The 20,305-nt window shown below is 73.5% G+C and carries 16 protein-coding genes; 6 read left to right on the top strand and 10 right to left on the bottom strand.

All coding sequences use genetic code 11. The annotated features are described in order from the left end of the window. From IEY93_RS16665 to IEY93_RS16645, 5 genes are all read right to left on the bottom strand, one after another. On the bottom strand, positions 1–869 hold an 869-nt coding region (locus IEY93_RS16665; protein ID WP_444544678.1), incomplete at its 3' end, for a GAP1-N2 domain-containing protein. 128 nt (positions 870–997) lie between these two features. Then, a complete protein-coding gene (locus tag IEY93_RS16660; protein WP_189163978.1) occupies positions 998–2,170 on the bottom strand; it encodes a TRAFAC clade GTPase domain-containing protein in 1,173 nt (390 codons plus the stop codon). 3 nt (positions 2,171–2,173) lie between these two features. Further along, entirely contained in the window at positions 2,174–5,053 is a 2,880-nt protein-coding gene (locus IEY93_RS16655; protein WP_189163977.1) for a hypothetical protein, read from the bottom strand. Positions 5,054–5,065: 12 nt separating this feature from the next. Continuing rightward, a complete protein-coding gene (locus tag IEY93_RS16650) occupies positions 5,066–6,649 on the bottom strand; it encodes an Hsp70 family protein (RefSeq protein WP_189163976.1) in 1,584 nt (527 codons plus the stop codon). A gap of 4 nt (positions 6,650–6,653) precedes the next feature. Continuing rightward, a complete protein-coding gene (locus tag IEY93_RS16645; protein ID WP_189163975.1) occupies positions 6,654–7,592 on the bottom strand; it encodes a nucleotide exchange factor GrpE in 939 nt (312 codons plus the stop codon). Between the two features lie 414 nt (positions 7,593–8,006). Between IEY93_RS16645 and IEY93_RS16640 the strand changes: the two genes are divergently transcribed. The 4 genes from IEY93_RS16640 to IEY93_RS16625 all read left to right on the top strand — a co-directional run bounded on the left by IEY93_RS16640 (position 8,007) and on the right by IEY93_RS16625 (position 14,226). Then, positions 8,007–8,807 (top strand): type 1 glutamine amidotransferase, encoded by an 801-nt coding sequence (locus tag IEY93_RS16640; RefSeq protein WP_189163974.1) that lies wholly within the window; start codon positions 8,007–8,009, stop codon positions 8,805–8,807. A gap of 88 nt (positions 8,808–8,895) precedes the next feature. Beyond that, positions 8,896–11,868 carry a bifunctional [glutamine synthetase] adenylyltransferase/[glutamine synthetase]-adenylyl-L-tyrosine phosphorylase gene (locus IEY93_RS16635; protein WP_189164056.1) on the top strand — a complete coding sequence of 991 codons (2,973 nt, stop codon included), beginning with the start codon at positions 8,896–8,898 and terminating at the stop codon, positions 11,866–11,868. A 126-nt stretch (positions 11,869–11,994) separates the two neighbouring features. Beyond that, complete coding sequence (locus IEY93_RS16630) at positions 11,995–13,005, top strand: hypothetical protein (RefSeq protein WP_229691217.1); 1,011 nt, start codon at positions 11,995–11,997, stop codon at positions 13,003–13,005. 210 nt (positions 13,006–13,215) lie between these two features. Next, a complete protein-coding gene (locus IEY93_RS16625; RefSeq protein WP_229691205.1) occupies positions 13,216–14,226 on the top strand; it encodes a polysaccharide deacetylase family protein in 1,011 nt (336 codons plus the stop codon). Between the two features lie 59 nt (positions 14,227–14,285). On the opposite strand, the gene IEY93_RS16620 is transcribed toward IEY93_RS16625, so the two are convergent. From IEY93_RS16620 to IEY93_RS16600, 5 genes are all read right to left on the bottom strand, one after another. Next, on the bottom strand, positions 14,286–15,206 hold the full coding sequence (locus tag IEY93_RS16620) for a tetratricopeptide repeat protein (protein ID WP_189163971.1): 921 nt from the start codon (positions 15,204–15,206) through the stop codon (positions 14,286–14,288). 13 nt (positions 15,207–15,219) lie between these two features. Beyond that, positions 15,220–16,752: a TfuA-like protein gene (locus tag IEY93_RS16615; RefSeq protein WP_189163970.1), complete on the bottom strand. Its 1,533-nt coding sequence runs from the start codon at positions 16,750–16,752 to the stop codon at positions 15,220–15,222. A gap of 115 nt (positions 16,753–16,867) precedes the next feature. Beyond that, entirely contained in the window at positions 16,868–17,998 is a 1,131-nt protein-coding gene (locus tag IEY93_RS16610; protein WP_189163969.1) for a YcaO-like family protein, read from the bottom strand. Between the two features lie 92 nt (positions 17,999–18,090). Further along, positions 18,091–18,480: a hypothetical protein gene (locus IEY93_RS16605; protein ID WP_189163968.1), complete on the bottom strand. Its 390-nt coding sequence runs from the start codon at positions 18,478–18,480 to the stop codon at positions 18,091–18,093. A gap of 181 nt (positions 18,481–18,661) precedes the next feature. Then, positions 18,662–18,895, bottom strand: coding sequence for a hypothetical protein (locus IEY93_RS16600; RefSeq protein ID WP_229691204.1), 234 nt, complete (start codon positions 18,893–18,895; stop codon positions 18,662–18,664). Positions 18,896–19,123: 228 nt separating this feature from the next. Here IEY93_RS16600 and IEY93_RS16595 point away from each other — a divergent pair, with 228 nt between their 5' ends. Beyond that, positions 19,124–19,291 (top strand): hypothetical protein, encoded by a 168-nt coding sequence (locus tag IEY93_RS16595; RefSeq protein WP_189163967.1) that lies wholly within the window; start codon positions 19,124–19,126, stop codon positions 19,289–19,291. A 494-nt stretch (positions 19,292–19,785) separates the two neighbouring features. Further along, positions 19,786–20,088, top strand: coding sequence for a hypothetical protein (locus IEY93_RS16590; protein WP_189163966.1), 303 nt, complete (start codon positions 19,786–19,788; stop codon positions 20,086–20,088). Positions 20,089–20,305 lie beyond the last annotated feature (217 nt).

Below are 20,305 nucleotides of genomic sequence, written 5' to 3'. Positions count from 1 at the left end.
TCGTCACCGCTCTCGGTGGCCGAGCCGAGTTCGGCGATGGCGTCGATGCCGGCCAGGTCCATGTGCCGCCAGCAGTCGATGACCGTACGGGCGAAACGGCCGAGCGGAGCGGTTCGCACCGCGGGCGGCTCGTCCAGCCGCACCACGGCCGCGTCCACGTCCGAGGGCATCCACACGTCGGGTGTCGTCCCGACGATGAGCTGCGGCGCCGTGGCCGGGTCGGCGCTGTAGGTGCAGAACGGCAGCCGGGCCGCCACCTGCCAGGGCAGCGAATAGGAGATCGCCCCGATCCACCGCACGATCTCCTCCACGTCGGCGCACACCAGCACGAGCCGCCCGTGCCCCCGCGCGAGGGCCGTGACGACCGTCTCCAGCAGGGCGCCGAGCCGCGCGTAGGCGGTCTCGCCGCCGGAGGCGAGCCAGGAGGCCAGCGACTCGGGGTCCACCTGGTCGCCCGGCGGCAGGTCCGCCGGCGCGGGCAGCGGCGTACCCGCCGGCGCCGGAGTGTCCGCCCACAGGGGGGCCCGCCAGAACTCCACCGGACGCAGGCCGGTCAGCTCCTCGGGCTCGGCCACGACCGCGTGGCCCAGGTAGTTGCCGTACCGGCCGGAGTAGTCCTGGCCGAGGTAGACGCAGCGGGTCAGGACGCACAGCCCTCCGACGGGCCCGTACGACAGCGCGACCGGCAGCGCGGCGACCTGGGCGGCGGTCGGGGCGAGAGGGGCGCTGGGCGGCGGCCGGTAGGCGAGGTAGGCCGCGACCTTACCGGCGAGGCCGGGCGGCAGCCCGGGTGACTCGGCCACGAACTGGAACCCGGCCCGTCCCGCGGGCCCCGCCTCCGCCGAGGTGAAGTGCAACTGCCAGGCCATCGTGCCTCACCTCCGCCGGCCGGTCGCCGCCGCGGCCGCACGGCCCGCGGCGTTTCGCGGCGGCCGGACGCGGGCTCCCCGCCGGGCCGGGCAGGGGAGAAGGGGAGAGCGCGGGTCGGGTGCGTGGGTCAACGGCGCACTCCGGTGAGCATGCCGAAGCGGTGCAGGAGCCACAGCAGAGGGTCCTCGACGCGGTACGGGCGGATGCCGCCGGGGCCGACGGCGTCGGCGGCGGGGACGCCGCCCAGGGCGGACAGGCCGAACAGCGCGAAGTCGGTGAAGTGCTGGCGCAGGTAGCGGTCGACCATACCGGCCTGCCACTCGTCGAGGAGCGCCCTGATCTGCTCGTGCACGGCCTCGCGGTCGTCCAGGTCGAGCGTCCCGGACGGAGTGCGGGCGCGGTGCAGGGCCGACTGGGCGTCCATGCCCTCCTGCAACGCGTCGATCTTGCTGAGCGCCACCGCCACCGGCACCTTGAGCCTGCCGGAGCCCGCGCGGTCGCGCAGCAGCTCGGTCACCCGGCTGATGACGTTGATCGGGTCGCTGTCGGGGTCGCCGGCGTTGACCCCGCTCCTGGCCTGGGCGATCCCGCTCAGCGACGCCTTGGCCCCCGGCAGCTCCAGCGGGTCCACCAGGAAGATGATGGCGTCGGCGGCGTTGAGGTAGCGCAGGTGCGTCTCGGTGGACTCGCGGCTGCGCAGGTCCTCTCCGGCGGTGTCGAAGAGCACGAGCGTCAGCGACATGGTGCGCGAGCGCAGGCGTCCGGGCACCGTGCGGGTGAGCAGGTACACCAGCGGGTCGCGCGGCTCGGTGGCGGCCGGGCGCGTGGTGGCGAGCAGCCGCTGCTCGCCGTACAGCGGGCGGGCGAAGTCCTGCTTGTAGCGGGCGATGGTGCGGTCGTCGCAGGCGACCAGCGAGGCGTCCAGCTCGGCCCCGACCCGGTTGGTCAGCTCGTGCAGCAGGACGGCGATATAGGTGCTCTTGCCCGACCCCTTGGCGCCGACCAGCGCGACGATCTTGCCCGGGTTGGCGCAGTACTCGGCGGGCAGCCGGTTGTGGCACTCGGGGCAGGCCCGCCACCCGGTGGAGCGGCCGCAGCGCGGGCAGTCGGCCCGCCGCCCGGGACGGCGCACCGAGAACACCGGGGGCAGCGACGCCGCGGCCGGCGAGCCGAGATAGTCGGCCAGGATCTCGTCCAGCTCCGCCTCGCACCCGCCGCCCCGCCCGGCCCGGCCCGCGCAGCGGAACGCGATGCGGTTGTGGTCGAGCCGCGCGAAGCAGAAGGGACAGGTGATCTCCATGGGTCATCCCACCTTCATCCGCCGCACCGGCGGATCGATCAGGGTGACCTCGCCGCTCACCGCGGCGGCGGCGTCCGGCGCGCCGCCGTCCGCCCGGCCACGGCCGGCGTCCCGCCCGCCGTCCACCGTCGCATGCCCACCCGGCTCGCCGGAACCCCGCGCGGCCCCGCGTCCCGCGCCGCGCGCCGCCTCCGAGCCGCCCGGCCGCCCGAAGGTCGGGCCGGGGCCGAAGGCCCCGCCGCCCTCCGGCACGCCCGCCCCGCCGCCGGATCGGCCCGCCCTGCCACCGGACGCGCCCGCCACCCCGCTGCCGGACGAGCCGGACGCGGCGTCCTGGCCGTACGGCCCGGCGCCGGCCGTCTCGCGCGCGCCGCGCGCCGGAACGGTCTCGGCGGCTCCCTCGGCGAAGCAGCGCAGCCAGTACGGCTTGGCCTGCCGGGGGGCCGGAACGGTCAGCCGGGCGGGGACGTCGAGGTCGAACCAGTCGTCCAGCAGGATGCCGTCGTCGGCGGACTTCGGCTGGACGTGCCCGGGTTTGAGCACCAGGGCCAGGCGGCGCAGCCGCACGGGCCGGTCGGCGGTGACCTCGACCACGACCGAGCGTTTCCACGCCGGCCCCTGCTGGCTCAGGTCATAGCGCACTGGGACCCGGCCGGGCAGGTGCAGGCCGACCGGGGCGCCGTGCACCCGTTCGCCGCGCACCAGGGACGTGGGCGCGACCTCGACGGTGACCGGCTCGCCCTCGGGGACGTCCAGCCGCACGCCACCCTGGGCGCGGTACGCGGCGGCGTTCACGATCATGGCGCGGCCGTTCCAGCGGACCTCCACCTCCGGCACGTCCGGCGGCCAGACGAAGCCGACGTACACCGTGACGCCGCGCCGCTGAGCGGTGAGCCGGGCCGGCGGGGCCAGGTTGACGTGCTCCACGTGCGTGCCGACGGTGGCCAGCTCGCCGGACACGGTGACCGCCAGCAACACGCTCTGGCCGCCGGCCGGCCGGACGGACTGGCCGTCCTTGGTGGGCGCCGACGGGACGGGACGGGTGGCCGCGCGCAGCTCGGCCAGCGGCAGCGTCGTCCCCATCGGCCAGGGCGGCGTCGCGTCCAGCGCGACGATCTCCAGCACGCCGGTGGCCGGCTCCTCGTACCGCACCACGAACGTGCCGGGGGCGGACGGGTCGGGACGCAGGGTGAAGTCGGTGACCGGCCGCGGCCGGCCGAGCGGCGTCACCGTGCGCCGCACGCCCGGCGTGACGACCTCGCCGTCGGGGTCGGCGTACACGGCCTGGACGGTGTAGCCGTAGGTCGTGCCGTTGACCACGTCGGGGTCGCGGAACCCGGTGTCGCCGGCCGGGATCGGCGCCCCGTCCCGGCTGACGATCACCCGGGCGGCGTCGGCCGGGCGGGTCCAGCGGCCGGACACCACGCCGTCGCCCGCGGTCAGCCGCAGGTCGGACGGCTCGGGACGCACCACCACCGGGGCGGCGAGCGCGGGACCGGCCACCGCCTCGTCCCTGCGGGCCACCACCCAGTAGGTGACCGGGGTGTTCACCGGCGGGCTCTCGTCCCGCGCCGAGGGGCGCTCGGCGGTGGCCAGCAGGATGCCGTCCCGGTAGACGTCGTAGACGATGCGCCCGGCCCGCGACGGTGAGGGCTGCCACACCAGGCTTACCCCCTCGCCCTGGACGGCGGCGCGCACCGCGCGCGCGGGGTGCGGGGCGAGCCGGGCGAGCAGCTCGGCGGCGCCGGGCAGGTCGGGGACGCGCCGCAGCGCGTCACGCACGGCGAGCCAGGCGTCGTCGGGGTCCAGGGAGGTGCGCGCCCGCTCACGCAGCCGTACGGCCTGCGCGAGCCTGGCCCGCACCTCGGTGGCCAGCTCGGCGGCCTCGCCGGTCAGCGCCCCGGGCTCCAGGGCCTCGGCGAAGTCGGCCGCCGCATGGATCTCCCCGGCGTCGACCAGCTCGCGCAGCCGGGCCGACGCGCCGCCGCCGACACCGCCCTCCCCGCGCACCGCGAAGATCAGCCGGCGGGCGTCGCCCTCGTCGAGGTCCAGCTCGGTCGTCGCGTGCCGCAGCAGCGTGTCGTCGTAGGGGTGCTCGCGGACCCGCTCGCGCAGCCGGGCGACGATGTCGTACCGGACCAGCGCCGCCGGGTCGGCGGAGCCCCGCAGCGCCGCCAGCACGGTGTCGGCGCCGACCGTCCACGGGCCGCGCGAGCGCGCCGCCCAGTGCCGGCCGACCTCGGCCACGGCGTCGGCGATCGGCGCGCCGCCGGCCACCGAGAACCCGTCGAGCACCCGCATCCGGGCGCACCGGGCGCCGTACAGGAACCGGCCGAGGTGCGGCGCGCCGAGCACGTCCAGTGCCTCGCGCACCTGCGCGAAGCCGGGATAGGGGGCGGACTCGGGCAGCCGGTCGGGCTCGCGGACCTCGATGCCGCGCTCGGCGGCCAGCCGGACGGCCTCCTCAACGCTCACCCCGCCCGACCGGGCGATCGTGGCCAGCAGCGCGGGGGAGAGCATCCGCAGGCGGCCCGCGGCGTCCTCCAGCCGCCCAGCGGCCGCGGCCGGCCGGCGTGCCGCCCGGCGCTCGGAGTCGCCGAGCGCGTCGCGCAGCGGGCCGAGGTCGCCCTCGGCGGCGGCCGAGAAGATGGGGGAGAACCGGGCGTGGTCGGCCTCCAGCCGGTCGGCCAGCCGTTTGTACTTGAGCATGCCACGGGCCCGCCGCCAGCACTGGCGCACCTGCCGGACGGTCTCGGCGACCTCCGCGGCGGTCATCGACTCACCGAGCTGGTAGCGGACGCGAAGATCCTCCGGCGGGAGCCCGCCCGCCTCGCGCGCGGGCTCCAGCACCTCCCGGGTGTAGCGCTGCTCGTCGAACGCCATGCGGCCGGCCGGCTAGCTGACCTGGACGCGGGACAGGGCGGCCCGCGACTCGGCGACGTCCTCCTCGGACATGCCGCCGATCTGGATGCGCAGCTCGAGCTCCTCGCCGGTCTCGCGCTCGCGCGCGGTGACCTGGAGCAGGCCGGAGGCGTCCAGGGCGAAGGTCACCTCGATCGGCCATCCGGCGGGCTTGCCCGGCGGGATCTTCAGCACGCCCTCGGCGATCAGGCCGTTGTCCTCGGGGTCGTCGGACTCCACCGTGCCGGCCTGCTCGACGACCTCGACGGTGACCCCGGTCTGCCCGGCGTCGATGGTGTAGAAGTCCTGGGTCACCCCGGCCGGCAGGGCGTCGTTGGCGTGCACCAGGTGCTCGACGCTGCGGCGGCGGCTCTCCTTGTCGGTGACGACGATGCCGAACGCCCGCGAGGCGACCGTCTTGATCGTCCGCCCGGCGATCTGCTCCTGCTGCTCGGCGGTCAGCCCGGCCCGTGCCGCGATCTCCTGCGCCTTGGCGGGCTCACCGGCCCGCAGCAGGCGCCGGTAGGTCTCCTCGAAGGCGTACAGCGCGGCGCCCTTGGCGACGGCCAGATCGGGGTCCTGCAGGCGCGGGGTGAGCTGGAACTCCTTCTGCAGGGTCTCGGTCACCGTGGGCATCTTCGTGGAGCCGCCGACCAGCACCACGTGGTCGTAGGAGGAGACCCCCTTGCCCGCGGCGGTCTCCATCGTGCGCCGGGTGATCTCGATGGTGCGGTCGAGCAGGTCGCGGGTGAGCTCCTCGAAGGCCGCGCGGGTCAGCTCCACGGTGCTGACCCGGCCCTCGTGCATGACCCGGACGGTGTGCTGGGCGCGGGTGGACAGGGTCTTCTTGAGGTCCTCGGCGTCCCGGCGGAGCTGCTGCTCGGAGTGCTTGTCCAGCAGTGGGTCCCCGGCGTCCGGGTGCTCCTGCCGGAACCGCTCGGCCAGGTGCTCGGCCAGCCGGTCGTCCCAGTCGGCGCCGCCCAGCTCGTGGTCGCCGTCGGTGCAGACCACCTCGATGTCGCCGCCCTCGATGCGCATCACCGTGGTGTCGAACGTGCCGCCGCCGAGGTCGTACACCAGGATCGTGCGATCTTGGTCGGGGTTGAGCACGCCGTAGGTGATGGCCGCGGCGATCGGCTCGGAGATGATGTCGATGACCTGCAGGCCGGCGATCTGCCCGGCCTTCCTGGTGGCGTCCCGCTCGGCCGCGCCGAAGTACGCCGGGACGGTGATGACGACCTCCTCGACCGTCTCGCCGGTGGCGGTCGCGGCGTCGTCGGCCAGCTTGCGCAGGATGAACGCCGAGATCTCCTCGGGCGTGTACGGGCGGCCGTGCCGGACGCGCGGGGTGTCCTGGCCCATGTCGCGCTTGACGCGGCTGACGACCAGGTCGGGGTGCAGGACGGCGCTGTCCTTGGCGGTGGCGCCCACCACGACGTTGCCCGGAGACTCGAAGAACACCACCGAGGGGGTGGTGTCGGCGCCCTCCAGGTTGCGCAGCACGGTCGGACGGCCGACGTCATCGACGTAGGCGATACACGAATACGTCGTACCGAGGTCGATCCCGTGAACTGCCATCGGCCTACTCGCTCCCCTTTCGCGCGCCACCGGCCGCACGTCCGGTGGCCTCGTCGCCCCCGGCGCGCGAGTCGTGCGCCTTGCCATCTTTTCGATTGCTCCGCTGCGGTCGCGGGTCATCCCCGCCGGCCGCTCTTTCGGATTTTTTCGCTTTTTTCGGGTTTTCTGGGTTCGCCGGGGCCGGTGAACGCGCGTCCTCCCCCTCCCCGGCTTGCGTCCCGGTCGCCTCCCCGGCGCGGGACTCTTCCACCTGGGCTTTCTCCACCCGGGTCTTCTCCGCCCCGGCCTCGGGCGCGGCGCGGCCGACGATGACCGACGCCTTGCGCAGCACCCGATCGCCCATCGCGAACGCCTCGGACAGCACCTCCACGACCGTCCCGTCCGAGCCCGGCTCCACCGGGCGGGTGTCCGCCGGGCGGTGCAGAGCGGGGTCGTAGGCGTCGCCCGCCTTGACCCCGGCGCGCTCGGCGCCCGTGCGGCCGAGCACCTCGGCGACCTCGTCGGCGATGGCCGACAGCAGCGGACCGGCCCGCTCGGGCGGAGGTGATCCCGGCCCCTGCCAGCGGGCCGCCTCGCGGGCCACGGTGTCGTGCAGGCGGTACAGGCCCGCACGGACCGGGGTCAGCGCCTCCTGGAGCAGGCCGTGCCTGAGCTGCTGGTTCTCGGCGTGCAGGCGGTCGATGACCTGCTCCCTGTGGGCCGCCCGCTCGTGCTCGCGCCCGGCCGCCTCGGTGAGCGCGGTCAGACGACGGGTCAGCTCGGCGACGCGGCGCGCGAGCTCCGCGAGCTCCGCGAGCTCCGAAGCCTCGGCGGGCTCCGAAGCCTCGGCGGACTCCGCGGGCTTGACGGGCTCGCGGGAGGCGCTCGCCTGCCCCTTCGATGGCGCGGGAGGCGTCGCGCCGCCGAGGGCGGGCTCGCGCGGCTTCTCAGGGGGAGGCGCCATCTAACTCCTCGCGGCGGAAATCGTCATTCTCAACCCCAGCAACTCTAGGCCACCGCGGACCGCGCCCGGTAGGGCGCAATCTGTCCAATAATGGGGCATATGTCGGATTGGTTGGCCTGCCGTGACGGCGGATTATCGGCGTCACGACCTGCACCGTATATACATCCTTCTCGGTCCCGCCCTGGGAATTCTCGGCGGATATGGCGTTGATGCCATAGATCCCATTAGTAACGGTCATTGACGTTCACGTGCTTTGTCGCCCTGTGCCCGCCTCCCGTGCCCGTCCTCCCCCCTCAGCTTCCTACGGCCGCGTCCGGCCTGCCACGTGTTTCCCGAGCCCGGACCCGTGCCGCCGGTCGTCTCCGGCGTGCGCCCCCTCGTGGCCGACCGCCCGGGAGTCCGGATAATCGAGGCATGACGCACCGCATCCTGATCGTCGAGCACGAGGCCGAGGCGGGCCTGGGATACTTCGCCGGGTGGCTGGCGGAGGCGGGGATGACCTGCCACGTCGTCCGGCCGTACCTGGGTGAGCCGCTGCCGTCCCTCGACGGCGGGACGGCGCCGGCAGGGCCGTGGGACGGGCTGATCGTGCTCGGTGGCGCGCCGTCGGCGTGGGACGACGAGGGAACGCCCTGGCTGCCCGGCACACGGGCCCTGCTCCGGCGGGCGGTCGAGACGTCCCTGCCCACCCTCGGCATCTGCCTGGGCGCCCAGCTCATGGCGCTGGCCTGCGGCGGACGGGTCGAGCCGGGCACGGCCGGGCCGGAGGTCGGCCTGGGTGCGATCTCGCTCCTGCCGGCCGCGGCGGGCGACCCGCTGTTCGCCGCGCTGCCGCTCACCGCACGCGCCGTGCAGTACCACCAGGACGCCGTCACCGTCCCGCCGCCCGGAGCCGTCCTCCTGGCGACGGCGGCGGACTACCCGACGCAGGCGTACCGGCTGGGGGAGCGGGCCTGGGGCGTGCAGTTCCACCCCGAGGCGTCCGTGGAGATCTTCCTGTCCTGGACCGCGCCGAACGCCGACCGGCTCGCCGAGGACGGCCTCGACGCCGCCCGCCTGGACGCCGAGGTGGTCGCGGCCGGGGAGGAGCTGCGGGCGACCTGGCGTCCCCTCGCCGAGGCGTTCGCCGCCGTCGTCCGCGGCGCGGCGGGGCCGGGCACGGGCGGGACGGAAGCCGGGGGGATCGTCGCAGGCTCGGGCACCCACGTCCATTAACGGTGACCGTCCGATTACGTAGAGAAACCACTAACGACGAATCGGTGAGGGAACGGCTACTTTGAGCTTTGTGAACGCCGAGTCCCGTATGCAGACGACAGCAGGGCGTCTGGCCCGGCTGGGCTTCGCCGACGGAGCCCAGGCCGAGCGGCTTCTCGACGCGCTCGGCCCGGAGGCCGTGGGCGACCTGGATCTGCTCGCGGCCCTGGTCGGCGCGGCCGAGCCCGACCTCGCCCTCACCTCGCTCACCCGCCTCACCGAACGCGACCCCAGCGTGCTCGGGGCGATGCGCGCCGACCCCGGCCTGCGGGCCCGGCTGATCGGCGTCCTCGGCCTGTCGGCCGCCCTCGGAGACCACCTCGCGCGCCACCCGGAGCACTGGAAGCTGCTGGAGGGAGAGACGGGCGTCCAGCGCACCCTCCGGCAGGAGATGCGCGCCGAGCTGCTCGCCGCCGTCGGCGCCGACCCGGCCGACGCCGAGCCCTGCGCCCCGGGCGGCGACACCGAGGCCATGTCGGCGCTGCGCGCGGCCTACCGCGGCAGGCTGCTGCACCTGGCCGCCCGTGACATCACCGGCGCCGCCTCCTTCTCCGAGGTCACCTCCGAGCTGTCCGACCTCGCCTCCGCCGCCCTGGAGGCCGGCCTCGCCATCGCCCGCGCCGACATCCCCGAGAGCGCCGACGTGCGGCTCGCCGTGATCGGCATGGGCAAGTGCGGCGCCCGCGAGCTCAACTACATCAGCGACGTCGACGTGGTCTTCGTCGCCGAGCCCCGCGACGGGGTGGACGAGACCAAGGCGCTGCAGGCCGCCACCCGCCTGGCGCAGGGCATGATGCGGGCCTGTTCCACCAGCACCCCCGAGGGGTCGCTGTGGGAGGTCGACGCCGCGCTGCGTCCCGAGGGCAAGGCCGGGCCGCTGGTGCGCACCCTGGCCTCCCACCTGACCTACTACCGCCGCTGGGCCAAGACGTGGGAGTTCCAGGCGCTGCTCAAGGCCCGCCCGGTGGCCGGCGACCTCGAACTGGGCGGTGAGTACGTCGCCGCGGTGAACGAGATGGTCTGGCAGGCCGCGGCCCGCGAGAACTTCGTCGAGGACGTTCAGGCGATGCGCCGCCGGGTCGAGGCCCACGTGCGCGCGAGCGAGGCCGAGCGGCAGATCAAGCTCGGCCCGGGAGGCCTGCGCGACATCGAGTTCGCCGTCCAGCTCCTCCAGCTCGTGCACGGCCGCAGCGACGGCCTGCTGCGCCGCCGCGCCACGCTGCCCGCGCTCGCCGCGCTCTCCCGCGGGGGCTATGTCGGCCGGGACGACACCAAGGCGCTGGCCGAGGCGTACGTCTTCCTGCGGAAGGTCGAGCACCTGCTGCAGCTCCACCGGCTGCGCCGCACCCACATCGTGCCCGAGAACGTCACCGACCTGCGCCGCATCGGCCGCGGCCTCGGCATGCTCATCGACCCGGTGGGAGAGTTCACCACCCGGTGGCGGCGGCACGCGATGGAGGCGCGCCGGCTGCACGAGAAGCTGTTCTACCGGCCGCTGCTGCAGGCCGTCGCCCGGCTGCCCGAGGACGAGGCCCGGCTGTCCCCGGCCGCGGCCACGGCGCGCCTGTCGGCGCTGGGCTACGCCGACCCCGACGGCGCGCTCCGGCACATCGCGGCGCTGACCAGCGGTGTCTCGCGGCGGGCCGCGATCCAGCGCACCCTGCTGCCGGTCATGCTCGGCTGGTTCGCCGACGCCCCCGACCCCGACGCCGGGCTGCTCGGCTTCCGCCAGATCAGCGACAAACTCGGCGCGACGCCCTGGTACCTGCGGCTGCTGCGCGACGAGACCGCGGCGGCCGAGCGGCTGGCCCGCCTGCTCGGCACCAGCCGCTACGCCACCGGGCTGCTGCTGCACTCCCCGGACGCCGTGGCCATGCTCGGCTCGGACGGCGAGCTGGTGCCGCGCGCGAAGGAGGCCATGGCCGGCGAGGCGGGCGCCCTGGTGGGCCGGCACGCGGGCGACGCGGAGGCCGCCGTCGCCGCCGTACGCGGGATGCGCCGTCGCGAGCTGCTGCGCATCGCGATCTCCGGGCTGGTCGGCCGCATCGACATCGAGGAGGTCGGCCAGGCGCTGTCCGAGCTCAACGACGTCACCATCCAGGCGGCGCTGGACGCCGCGATCACCAAGGTGTCCCTGGAGCGGCGCGGCGACTTCCCCACGCGGTTCGCGGTCATCGCCATGGGCCGGCTCGGCGGCTACGAGTGCTCCTATGGCAGCGACGCCGACGTGATGTTCGTCCACGCGCCGCTGGAGGGCGCCGAGGAGAAGGCCGCCACCGACGCCGCCCACGCGGTCGCCAACGAGCTGCGCCGTCTGCTCGCCCGTCCCACGCCCGACCCGCCGCTGCACATCGACCCCGACCTGCGCCCGGAGGGCCGCCAGGGGCCGCTGGTGCGCTCGCTGTCCTCCTACGCCGCCTACTACCGGCGCTGGTCGTCGCCGTGGGAGTCCCAGGCGCTGCTGCGCGCCCGGTTCTCCGCCGGGGACCCCGGGCTCGGAGCCGAGTTCATGGACCTCGTCCAGCCGCTGCGTCATCCGCCGGAGGGCATCGGCGAGGCGGCCGTGCGCGAGATCCGCAGGCTGAAGGCCCGCATGGAGGCCGAGCGGCTGCCCCGCGGCGCCGATCCGCTGCTGCACACCAAGCTGGGCAGGGGAGGGCTGTCGGACGTCGAGTGGCTCGCCCAGCTCATCCAGCTCAGGCACGCCTATGACGTCCCCGAGTTGCGCACCACCCGCACGCTCGAGGCGCTGCGCGCGGCCGTCGGCGCCGGGCTGCTGGCCGCCACCGACGAGGAGGTGCTGGCCGAGGCGTGGCGCTTCGCCTCGCAGATCCGCGACGCCATCGTGCTGGTGCGCGGGCGGGCCGGTGACAGCATCCCGGTGGACGTGCGTGAGCGCATGCTCATCTCCCGGGCGCTCGGCTACCCGCCGGACGGCTCGGAGGACTTCGTGGAGGACTACCTCAGGACCACCCGGCGGGCACGCGTGGTGACCGAGCGCGTCTTCTACGGCGCTCCCTGAGCCCGCCGCCGCGACCGATCCGCCTCCCGCGGCGGGGCAACCGATCCGCCCGGGCAGGCGTCAGATCATCGCGGCCACCGCCGCGGCAGGCCTGCCGACACTCATGGGTGATCTCCGTTGAACTCTGTGTACATCGATCTGGCGATCGGGCTCGTCCTGGCGTTCCTGCTGTTCTCGCTGCTGCTCAGCGGCGTGAACGAGGGCCTGGTCCGGTTGCTCGGCATCCGCAGCAAGTTCCTGTGGGCCTACCTGAAGGACACCCTGGACGGGCGTGAGGGGAGGAAATCGATCCCCGGCACGATCGCCGAGGTCTTCGCCGCACTGCCCTTCCGCAGGGACGAGCGCCCGGCCTACAGCCCGCAGCCGCCGCCGGTGCACAGCGACGCCACCACCTGGACCGGGCGGCTGTACGAGCGGCTGCGCGAGATCGACCACGACAAGGACGGCAGGACCAGCATCGCCTCCATCCCGCCCGTGCGGTTCGCCATCGCGATGATGGAGATCGTCACCAGCGAGGGCGGGGTGCCGGCCATGCTGAAGAAGCTGGAGGAGAGCGGCAGCCCGCTGTACCGGCCGCTGAAGGGGGCCTGGGACACCGCGCACGGCGACCTGGAGGCCTTCCGCAAGGCCGTCGAGGACTGGTTCGACGGTGAGATGCACCGGCTCACCATGCTCTACCGCCGCTACGTCCGCTGGGTCATCGCCGCGCTCGGCCTCGTGCTCACGCTGCTGTTCAGCATGGACGCGCTGGAGTACGGCCGGGCGATCCTCACCGACAACGCCATCAGGGCCCAGGTGACCGCCATCGCCGGCGGGGGCGCGCAGTCGCTGGACTCCCTGCGGGACAAGTGCCCCGACCACCCGGCCGACCCGTACGGCTGCGTCACCGAGGTGCTGTCCGCCCCGGCGTTCGTGCAGATGGTCGGGCACGCCCCGGTGTCGGTGCGCGTTCCCGACGGGGGCAGCCCGCAGTGGTCGTGGAACGGCGGCGAGTGGTTCCAGCGGCTGATCAGCCCCGGGCACTGGCCGGGGTTCCTCATCACGTTCGTCGCGCTGCTGTTCGGCGCGCCGTTCTGGTGGGACATCCTGCGCAGGCTCACCGGCATCCGGGTGCGCGCGGGCGAGAACGCCAAGTAGGCCGTCGATCGCGCGCCCGCCGGACCCGGCCGGGCATGCGGCCGCCGCCGAGGGGATTGCGGCATCTTGTCCCGACAAATGCCATTACTGTAGGTGTTCATGTCATAGCTAAGCGTGTTGATGGTCCTGATTCGGGGGTAGGAGAGACGTATCTCATTCCTCGGGCTCGTTGGGGGGACCATGGGGCGCTTCCGGGCAGGTCATATCGGAGTGCTGTCACTCGCCGTCGTGGCGCTGACCGCGTGCGGGCACGAGGACGCCAAGATCGTCGCGCAGCCCGCGAAGCAGAAGCAGGCGTCCGCGCAGGAAGCGCACAAGGCCGCGGTGGCCAGGGCGGCCAAGGTCAAAGCGAACGAGCTGGGCCAGATCCCGGTGATCATGTACCACCGCATCGTGGCGAAGCCGGCCGTCAGCGACGACCGCACCCCACAGCAGTTCCGGACCGAGCTCGAACGCCTCGCCCGCGAGGGGTACGTCCCGATCACGGCCAGGGAGTACACCACCGGCAAGATCTCCATCCCGGCCGGCCGCCATCCGGTGGTACTGACCTTCGACGACTCCTCGCCCTCACAGCTCACCCTGGATGGCACGGGGCAGCCCAAGCCGGACACCGCCGTCGCCATCCTGCAGGACGTCGCACGCAAGAACCCCGGTTTCCGGCCGGTCGCCACGTTCTACGTCATCCGCGACATGTTCGGCACCTTCGGCCCGGAGGCGCAGGCGCAGACGCTCGGCTGGCTGCGCGACAACGGCTACGACATCGGCAACCACACTCGTGACCACGTCAACCTGCGCGGCAGATCCAAGCAGCAGGTCAGTGACCAGATCGCCGCGGGGCACAAACTGATCACCTCGCTGATCAAGGACGCGCCGGTCACGCTCGCGCTGCCGTACGGCAACCAGCCGAGCACCAAGGACTGGGCCCTGCACGGCGAGGCGGGCGGGGTGAAGTACGACTACTCCGGCGTCTTCCTCGCCGGCTACACCCCGGGGGCCTCGCCGTTCAGCAAGGACTTCGACCCTCTCGGCATCCCGCGCATCCGGGCCATGGACAAGGTCGGCGACTGCGCCCGCTTCTGCTCGACGGCCTGGCTCGACTGGCTGAACGCCCACCCCGACGAGCGGTACACCTCCGACGGCGACGTCAAGACCGTCGCCTACCCCAAGTTCAAAGGCCCCTACGTCGCCAAGCGCTTCACCTCCTACACGCTCCCGTACTGACCGTCATGACAGGTTTGCCCGCCGGCCGGTGAAGGGGCCGGCGGACAGGGGCGCGACCTTCAGGTGAGGACGGTGCCCTCGTCCGAGGGTTGCTCTCGGGTCGCGGCCAGGCCGCGGCGGGCGGTGGCGAGGGTCGGGTGGCCGGCGGCGACCACCGGGGACAGGATGGCGATCACGCGCGCGTAGTGCCCGGCCGCCTCGCGGCGGGCTCCGCGCTGCGCGAGCGCGGTGGCCAGGTTGACCAGCGTCGGGGCCAGGCCGGGGTGGCCGGTGCCGAGCAGCCGTTCCTTGAGCGCCAGCGCCTGTGCGTACCCTTCCGCCGCGGCAGTGGTGTCGCCCCGGCGATGCCGCAGCGCGGCCAGGTTGTGCGTGGTGACCGCGATCTCGTAGTGCTCGGCGCCGTACGCCCGCCGCAGGATGCCGAGCGCCTCCGCAAGGCGCGCCTCGGCCTCGTCCAGGCGGCCGCAGCCGTCCAGCAGGGCGGCCCACGCGGCGATGTCGGCGGCGACCAGGGGGTGGTCCGGGCCGTGCAGGCGGGTGCGGACGGCCACCGACCGGGCGGCCCAGGGCTCGCCCTCGCGGTGGTCGCCCCGCGCATGGGCGAGTCCGCCCAGGTTGTGGCAGATCGTGGCCACCGTGTCGTGCTCCGGCCCGTGGGCGCGCTCGAAGATCTCCAATGCTCGCAGGTACAGGCCGTGGGAGCGCGCGAAGTGCCCGGTGTACTTGCCCAGCACCCCCCACTCGTTGCACACCGCGGCCACGACCGGCGAGTCCGCCCCGAAGGCCCGCTCGGCCGCCGCCAAAGTCAGCGGCAGCAGGATTCCGGCCCGGCGGTAGTCGCCGCCGTCCCGCCAGCGGCGGGCCAGCTCGACCTGCAGGAGAATGCGCCGCCGGGGATCATGGCGGTGCCGCCCGATCGCCGCCCGCAACGCCTCCTCGGCGCTCCCGCCACCTCCTGAGCTCCCGCCTCCCTCGGCCATCTCAGACATGGTCTTACCGGTCGCCGAGGATGAGCGGCGGGACGCCGGGGTGCGCCTTGTCGTACAGGTAGAAGACGCGTGCGGTGGCCACGAACTCCGCGACCGTCGCGAAGCCGCGCTCCAGCACCGCGTCCTCCAGGTCGTCGCGCCCCCATCGCCGGGCGAAGTGCTCAATGATCTTCTCCGGCCGCAACTGGGCCGTCCGCAGGGTCGGGTGCTCGCGGCGCAGCGCCCGGTGGAAGCGGACACAGTCGGTCAGCCGGGCGCGCACCGTGGCGTACGCCCCGCTCGCTTGGAGGGCCTCCAGGAACGGGTCGCCGAAAGTCAGCACGCTGTGCGGGAACAGGGCCCGCGCCGCCGCACGGCAGGTGCGCTCCACCTCCGGCAGGCGGAGTTCGGCGGCGGTGCACCAGCGGTCCAAACCCGGGTCCGACGTCGCACCGGGCGCGAGCACCCCGAGGGCGCGCAAATGCTCCAGCACCGCCTCCTCGACCCCGGTAGTGCCCTCGCCGCTCGATCCGCCGGTGCTCCCGGCACGGTCCCCGGACGCCGTCCGGGCGGCGAGCGCCTGGACACCGGCCCGCACCCGGAAGGCGGGGTAGTCCTCGGCGAGCACCTGGGCCAGGCGATGGACCTCCGTCTCGGTGACCCACCCGGCCTCCGGCTCCATGGCGCCCCGCGCGGCCGCCCGCCACTCGCGCAGGTGCACCGTCTGGCGCAGCCGCCATCCCCCGTCATGGGGGGATCCGTCGCTCCCGTCGGCGGCGTCCGGCACCCGCTGCGAGCCATCTCTCCGTACATGCCGCCGACCGGCGTTCCGGGCGGGCTCCGGGGCCGCCTCCGGCAGATGCTCCCGATCCGCATCGCGCTCCAGGGCGGGCGTATCGTCCCGCGCCGGCGCCGGGGCGCCGGCGAGTGACTCCAGCAGCGCCAGAGCGTCCTGCCGCTTGACGTCGGGAGCCGAGCCCAGCACCTCCGCCACGGCGGCGAGGGCCGGCCCGTCCATCCCGGTGCGGCGGGCGGCCTCGATGATCGCCGCACGCGTCCGCTCGGCGAACGGCATGCGTGCCGCCACCCGCAGCACCGACCGCGCGGCCCTCCCGGAGACCTCGCCGCGCGCCGCCGCGTCCGCCAGCGCGAAGCGGACGTTCACCAGCGCCTCGGTGTAGGCCGCGTAGTCCTCCTCCTCGGTGCCGTGCAGCAGTGCCACCTCGTCGTCGGCGATGATCGTCGCGTCCCGGTAGCCGGCGAAGACACGGCCGTGACCGATCATTCCGAAGTCCGCCAGCTCGGCGGCCCGCAGCGCGCCCATGCTCGCGGCCCCGTGCACCCGCACTCCGGCGGCGAGCAGGGCGAGGATCTCCTTGTGCCGCACCGCCGGGCGGCGGTGGAAGAACCCGTCGATGACACCCACCACGTCACCCGGCCGGGCCGGCAGGCGGAGCAGGTCGCCGGCCGCGACGGGGGGAAGGAGCACCGCGTGCCGGGCGAACCGTTCACGGGCCTGGCGCGGGACGGATGGACCGGCGAATACGTAGGTGGTCACGCTGCTCTCTCCGAGTCTGCGGCGAACGGTTCGGGCTTCAGGCGCTCGCGTCCGGCGTTCCGGGCACGCCGCACTGTGCGGGGCCACGCCGCTCCCGCCTTCCGCGTGGCTGATCTCAGTGCCCCTGGACGATGTGGAGCCCTGGGGCGACCACCCGGACGACGGGGACGCCGAACTCGGGGCGCGTCAGGTCGACCCAGCACACCGCGCCCGCCGCCCGGCCGGCGATCGTTTCGGCGACCATCCGCAGATCCTCCTCCAGTGATCCGGCGGCTTCGGCGGAGCCGGCGGGGAAGACGCACCGGGGACGCGGCTCCGGAAAGGGGACGCGTAGCCGGGAGCGTTCGGACACCCAGTCGTAGGCCTCGCCGGGCAGGTCGTCCCGGGTTCCGGCGATCATGGTGAGCCGCGACTGGGCCGCCTCGGTGAGCGCGCGCGACAGCGCCACGTCCGCGTCCCGGTGGCAGCCCCAGCCGCCGAAGCGCACCGGCAGGTCCGCGCCCCAGATCAGCGTCTCGTAACACGGCAGCCCCGCCATCGGCGTGAGGTCGTACACCCGCACGTGCACGCCGGCGGCGGCGAAGCGCTCCAGCAGCCCGGCCGAGGTTCCGGCCACCGTGGCGGCGTCCACCTCCAGGCCGCTGCGGTCCTGCGGCGCCCGAGCCCGCGCGTCGCGTTCCAGCACCTCGTACAGCCCGTGCAGCAGCGCCTCCGCCACGGTGTTGCCACTGGCCAGCCCGTTGGAGTTGGACAGCAGCAGCGGCGGGGCGAAGCCGGCCGGCTCGCTGCTGTCCATCCGTACGCACTGCCGGGGCAGCCAGGTCGGCTCCCCGCCGGCGAGCGGCCGGGCCGCCACCCAGCCGAGCCGGGTGGCCGGTGACAGCAGCGATCGCGGCGGCCGGGGCAGATCGAAGACCGAGTACGGCAACAGCGGTGCCATCTCGGCGACCGTGGCCTCCAGGGCGGCCGGGCCCAGCTCCTCGGCGTGCCAGGTCTCGATGGACTCCATCACCGCCGACACGCGGGCCAGTTCGGGGGTGATCCCCTTGCCCTGGGAGACCGACAGCGTCCGCGCGTTCGGGCGCACCGCCTGGAACACCGGGATGCCGAGCACGTCCAGGCCGGTGAGGTCCGCCACCCGGGTGATGCCCATGGCCGGCAGGAGCGGGGCCACCCTGGCCCAGGTCTCCTCCGGCGGCACCACGCGATGCGTTCCCGCCGTCACCTGCTTGACCACGACCGTCATGTCTCTTCCTCGCGTCGAGCCGGATCACGAAGCGACGGACGCCTCCGGCCGCGTCGCGATGGCGGTTCCGGAGGCGTCAGGCGCGAGCGGGATCAGCCCGCGATGACGATCTGGTTGTGGTTCCCGCTGAGCGCGGCCTCGACGACCGGGACGTCGGCGCGGTCGTCCGACTCGGCCTCCAGGTCGAGGACGGTCTCGTTGTGGTTGAGGTTCAGAGCGGCCTCGATGGTGCCGGTCTCGGCGGTGTCGTCCAGCTCGGCGGTGAGGTCCAGGGGAAGCAGGATCTCGTTGTGGTTGGGGTTGAGGGAGGCCTCGACGACCAGGACCTCGGCACGGTCGTCGGCCTCGGCCACAAGGTCCAGATGCAGAACGGCCTCGTTGTGGTTGGAGGTGAGAGCGGCCTCCACCACGCCGGACTCGGTGCCGCCGTCCACCTCTTCGGCCAGGTCCATGGTCTTGGCCTGCGCGTCGAGACTCGTCATGTGCTCTCCCTGATCACCAGATGCCGATATTTCACGCCTCATTGTTCATTGACGTGAGACACCAAGCATCTGGTTTATTGACCCTCTTGCCGCCATTTATCGGACAATTCGGACGACGCCGATCGAACCCGGTGGCGGTCCCTGCGGGGTTATCGCCGGGGCATGGGTTCTGTGGTGCGGGTCAGTTCAGGTCGAGGGCCATCAGGACGACGAGCCCGATCAGGTGCGCCACCACGACGAACACGATCAGGAAGATGAAGATGAACTTCGCGGGCCCGTGTTCGAAGTGCTCTCCTTCTTTCAGAGGGGGCAACTGAGCCCGGCGCTCGGCGAGGCGCTCTTCGATGGGCTTGCGACCGAACAATGGGCTGCCTTTCGATCCGTCGGGCCGCCCTCGTCGGCCGGGCCCGCTCACTACACACAACGTCCCGAGCCCGGTAGGGCTTCCTGTGGCGCGATGTTCCGCGGGTGTCGCGGATACCAAAGAGCCTAGTCGCGGCCCCTGTCGGGCCCGCGGCTGGGAGGCCCTCGTGCGCCGGAGGGGCCGGTGCGGGTGGACGAGGGCGGGCCTCGCGACATATCGTGACATGAGTTCCACGTCCGGGAGGACGCCCTCGTACCCGCGTCAACGGGAGGAACCCAGATGTCGCGCAGCCCGAAGAACACCGGGAACCCCTTGCTGGATCTGCTGCGGGCCGTGGCCGAGCTCTCCTCGGCCGTCACCTCCGGCGTCATCGGCCGGCCCACCGCCCCTGGCCCCGCCGTCGACATCCACCACGGCAAGGGCCACGACCCCCGGCCCCGCCGCTAGGCGTCACCACCCGGACCCCGGCCGAGACGACCCCCTGTCCTGATCCGTGCCGAGGGCCGGGGGCCTCGTTGCGCGAACCGGGCCACGGCCTGCTCAGATCGGCTGCCACCAACGCTCCTCCTGCGGCTTCCGCCGGGTCGAGGCACCGGTACCTCCCGTCCGCACGGTGGCCGTGCGGACCGGCGGGCGGCGACGGGAAGACCACGGAATTCGGGCCGGAGCCGGTTGTGACGCGTCGCCGGCAGCGTGCACTTTTCACACACATGATCGTGCGCGAGTGCTCTTGCCGTGCCGAATTCCCGTCACGCCGACGATCAGAGTGGACGCATTTCCGCAGCTCGCCTTGCACATGGGGGCCGCCGGATCGGCCATGTGCTCCATCATGAGGGCGACGTCGGCAGATTCTTGTGGCCAGGCGGTCAATACCGTGCTGTATCGATCTGCGTTAAATCCAGATCGATCCAGCAAATGCCCGCCCCTCCATAAGGAGAAGCATGCGAAAAGTCACCTGGCTCCGCCGGCTCGGCCTCGTCTCGGCGGTGGTGGCCGGTCTGGCCACCACCACCGTGGCCGCGCACGCCGACGGTTACGACACTCCCCGCAGCGCCACTGTCGATGGGGCGGGCAACACCCACGCGGCCGGGCTGGCGGCGGCTGAACAGCGGGCCCGGAATGCCGTGCTCGCGGTCGGTCACGACTGCGACCCCGGGAAGTACAGCAGCACATTGATCTATGCCTCTCCGGGTGGCGGCACATGGGTCTTCCGGACCACCCACTGGGCGATGTGCGTCGACTGATCGAAATTCAGCGGATCGGTCTCGCCAGGGTCGGCCGACGATGGCGCAGGCGCTGTCGTCGGCCCTCGCGAGCGCAGAACGGCCCGGCACCGAGGTCTCGGTGCCGGGCCGTTCTATTCGCTTGACGTCGCTCGGCGAGGACGAACAACGGCGACCACAAGGTCCTCCCGGCCCGGCGCCCGTTTCCGGGGAAGATCACCGAGGCTGGAGAAACCCG

The sequence above is a fragment of the Sphaerisporangium melleum genome, assembly GCF_014646695.1.
In the GTDB taxonomy this organism is placed as follows: Bacteria; Actinomycetota; Actinomycetes; order Streptosporangiales; family Streptosporangiaceae; genus Sphaerisporangium; species Sphaerisporangium melleum.
Note: the sequence above shows the minus strand (reverse complement) of the source record. Positions and strands in the feature narration are given on the sequence as shown.

What these genes read in the sequence shown, in the direction of transcription:
- IEY93_RS16660 (WP_189163978.1), bottom strand. Translation starts at nt 2,170, where the DNA reads ATGGAGATCACCTGTCCCTTCTGCTTCGCGCGGCTCGACCACAACCGC.
- IEY93_RS16655 (WP_189163977.1), bottom strand. Translation starts at nt 5,053, where the DNA reads ATGGCGTTCGACGAGCAGCGCTACACCCGGGAGGTGCTGGAGCCCGCG.
- IEY93_RS16650 (WP_189163976.1), bottom strand. Translation starts at nt 6,649, where the DNA reads ATGGCAGTTCACGGGATCGACCTCGGTACGACGTATTCGTGTATCGCC.
- IEY93_RS16645 (WP_189163975.1), bottom strand. Translation starts at nt 7,592, where the DNA reads ATGGCGCCTCCCCCTGAGAAGCCGCGCGAGCCCGCCCTCGGCGGCGCG.
- IEY93_RS16640 (WP_189163974.1), top strand. Translation starts at nt 8,007, where the DNA reads ATGACGCACCGCATCCTGATCGTCGAGCACGAGGCCGAGGCGGGCCTG.
- IEY93_RS16635 (WP_189164056.1), top strand. Translation starts at nt 8,896, where the DNA reads ATGCAGACGACAGCAGGGCGTCTGGCCCGGCTGGGCTTCGCCGACGGA.
- IEY93_RS16620 (WP_189163971.1), bottom strand. Translation starts at nt 15,206, where the DNA reads ATGGCCGAGGGAGGCGGGAGCTCAGGAGGTGGCGGGAGCGCCGAGGAG.
- IEY93_RS16610 (WP_189163969.1), bottom strand. Translation starts at nt 17,998, where the DNA reads ATGACGGTCGTGGTCAAGCAGGTGACGGCGGGAACGCATCGCGTGGTG.
- IEY93_RS16605 (WP_189163968.1), bottom strand. Translation starts at nt 18,480, where the DNA reads ATGACGAGTCTCGACGCGCAGGCCAAGACCATGGACCTGGCCGAAGAG.
- IEY93_RS16595 (WP_189163967.1), top strand. Translation starts at nt 19,124, where the DNA reads ATGTCGCGCAGCCCGAAGAACACCGGGAACCCCTTGCTGGATCTGCTG.
- IEY93_RS16590 (WP_189163966.1), top strand. Translation starts at nt 19,786, where the DNA reads ATGCGAAAAGTCACCTGGCTCCGCCGGCTCGGCCTCGTCTCGGCGGTG.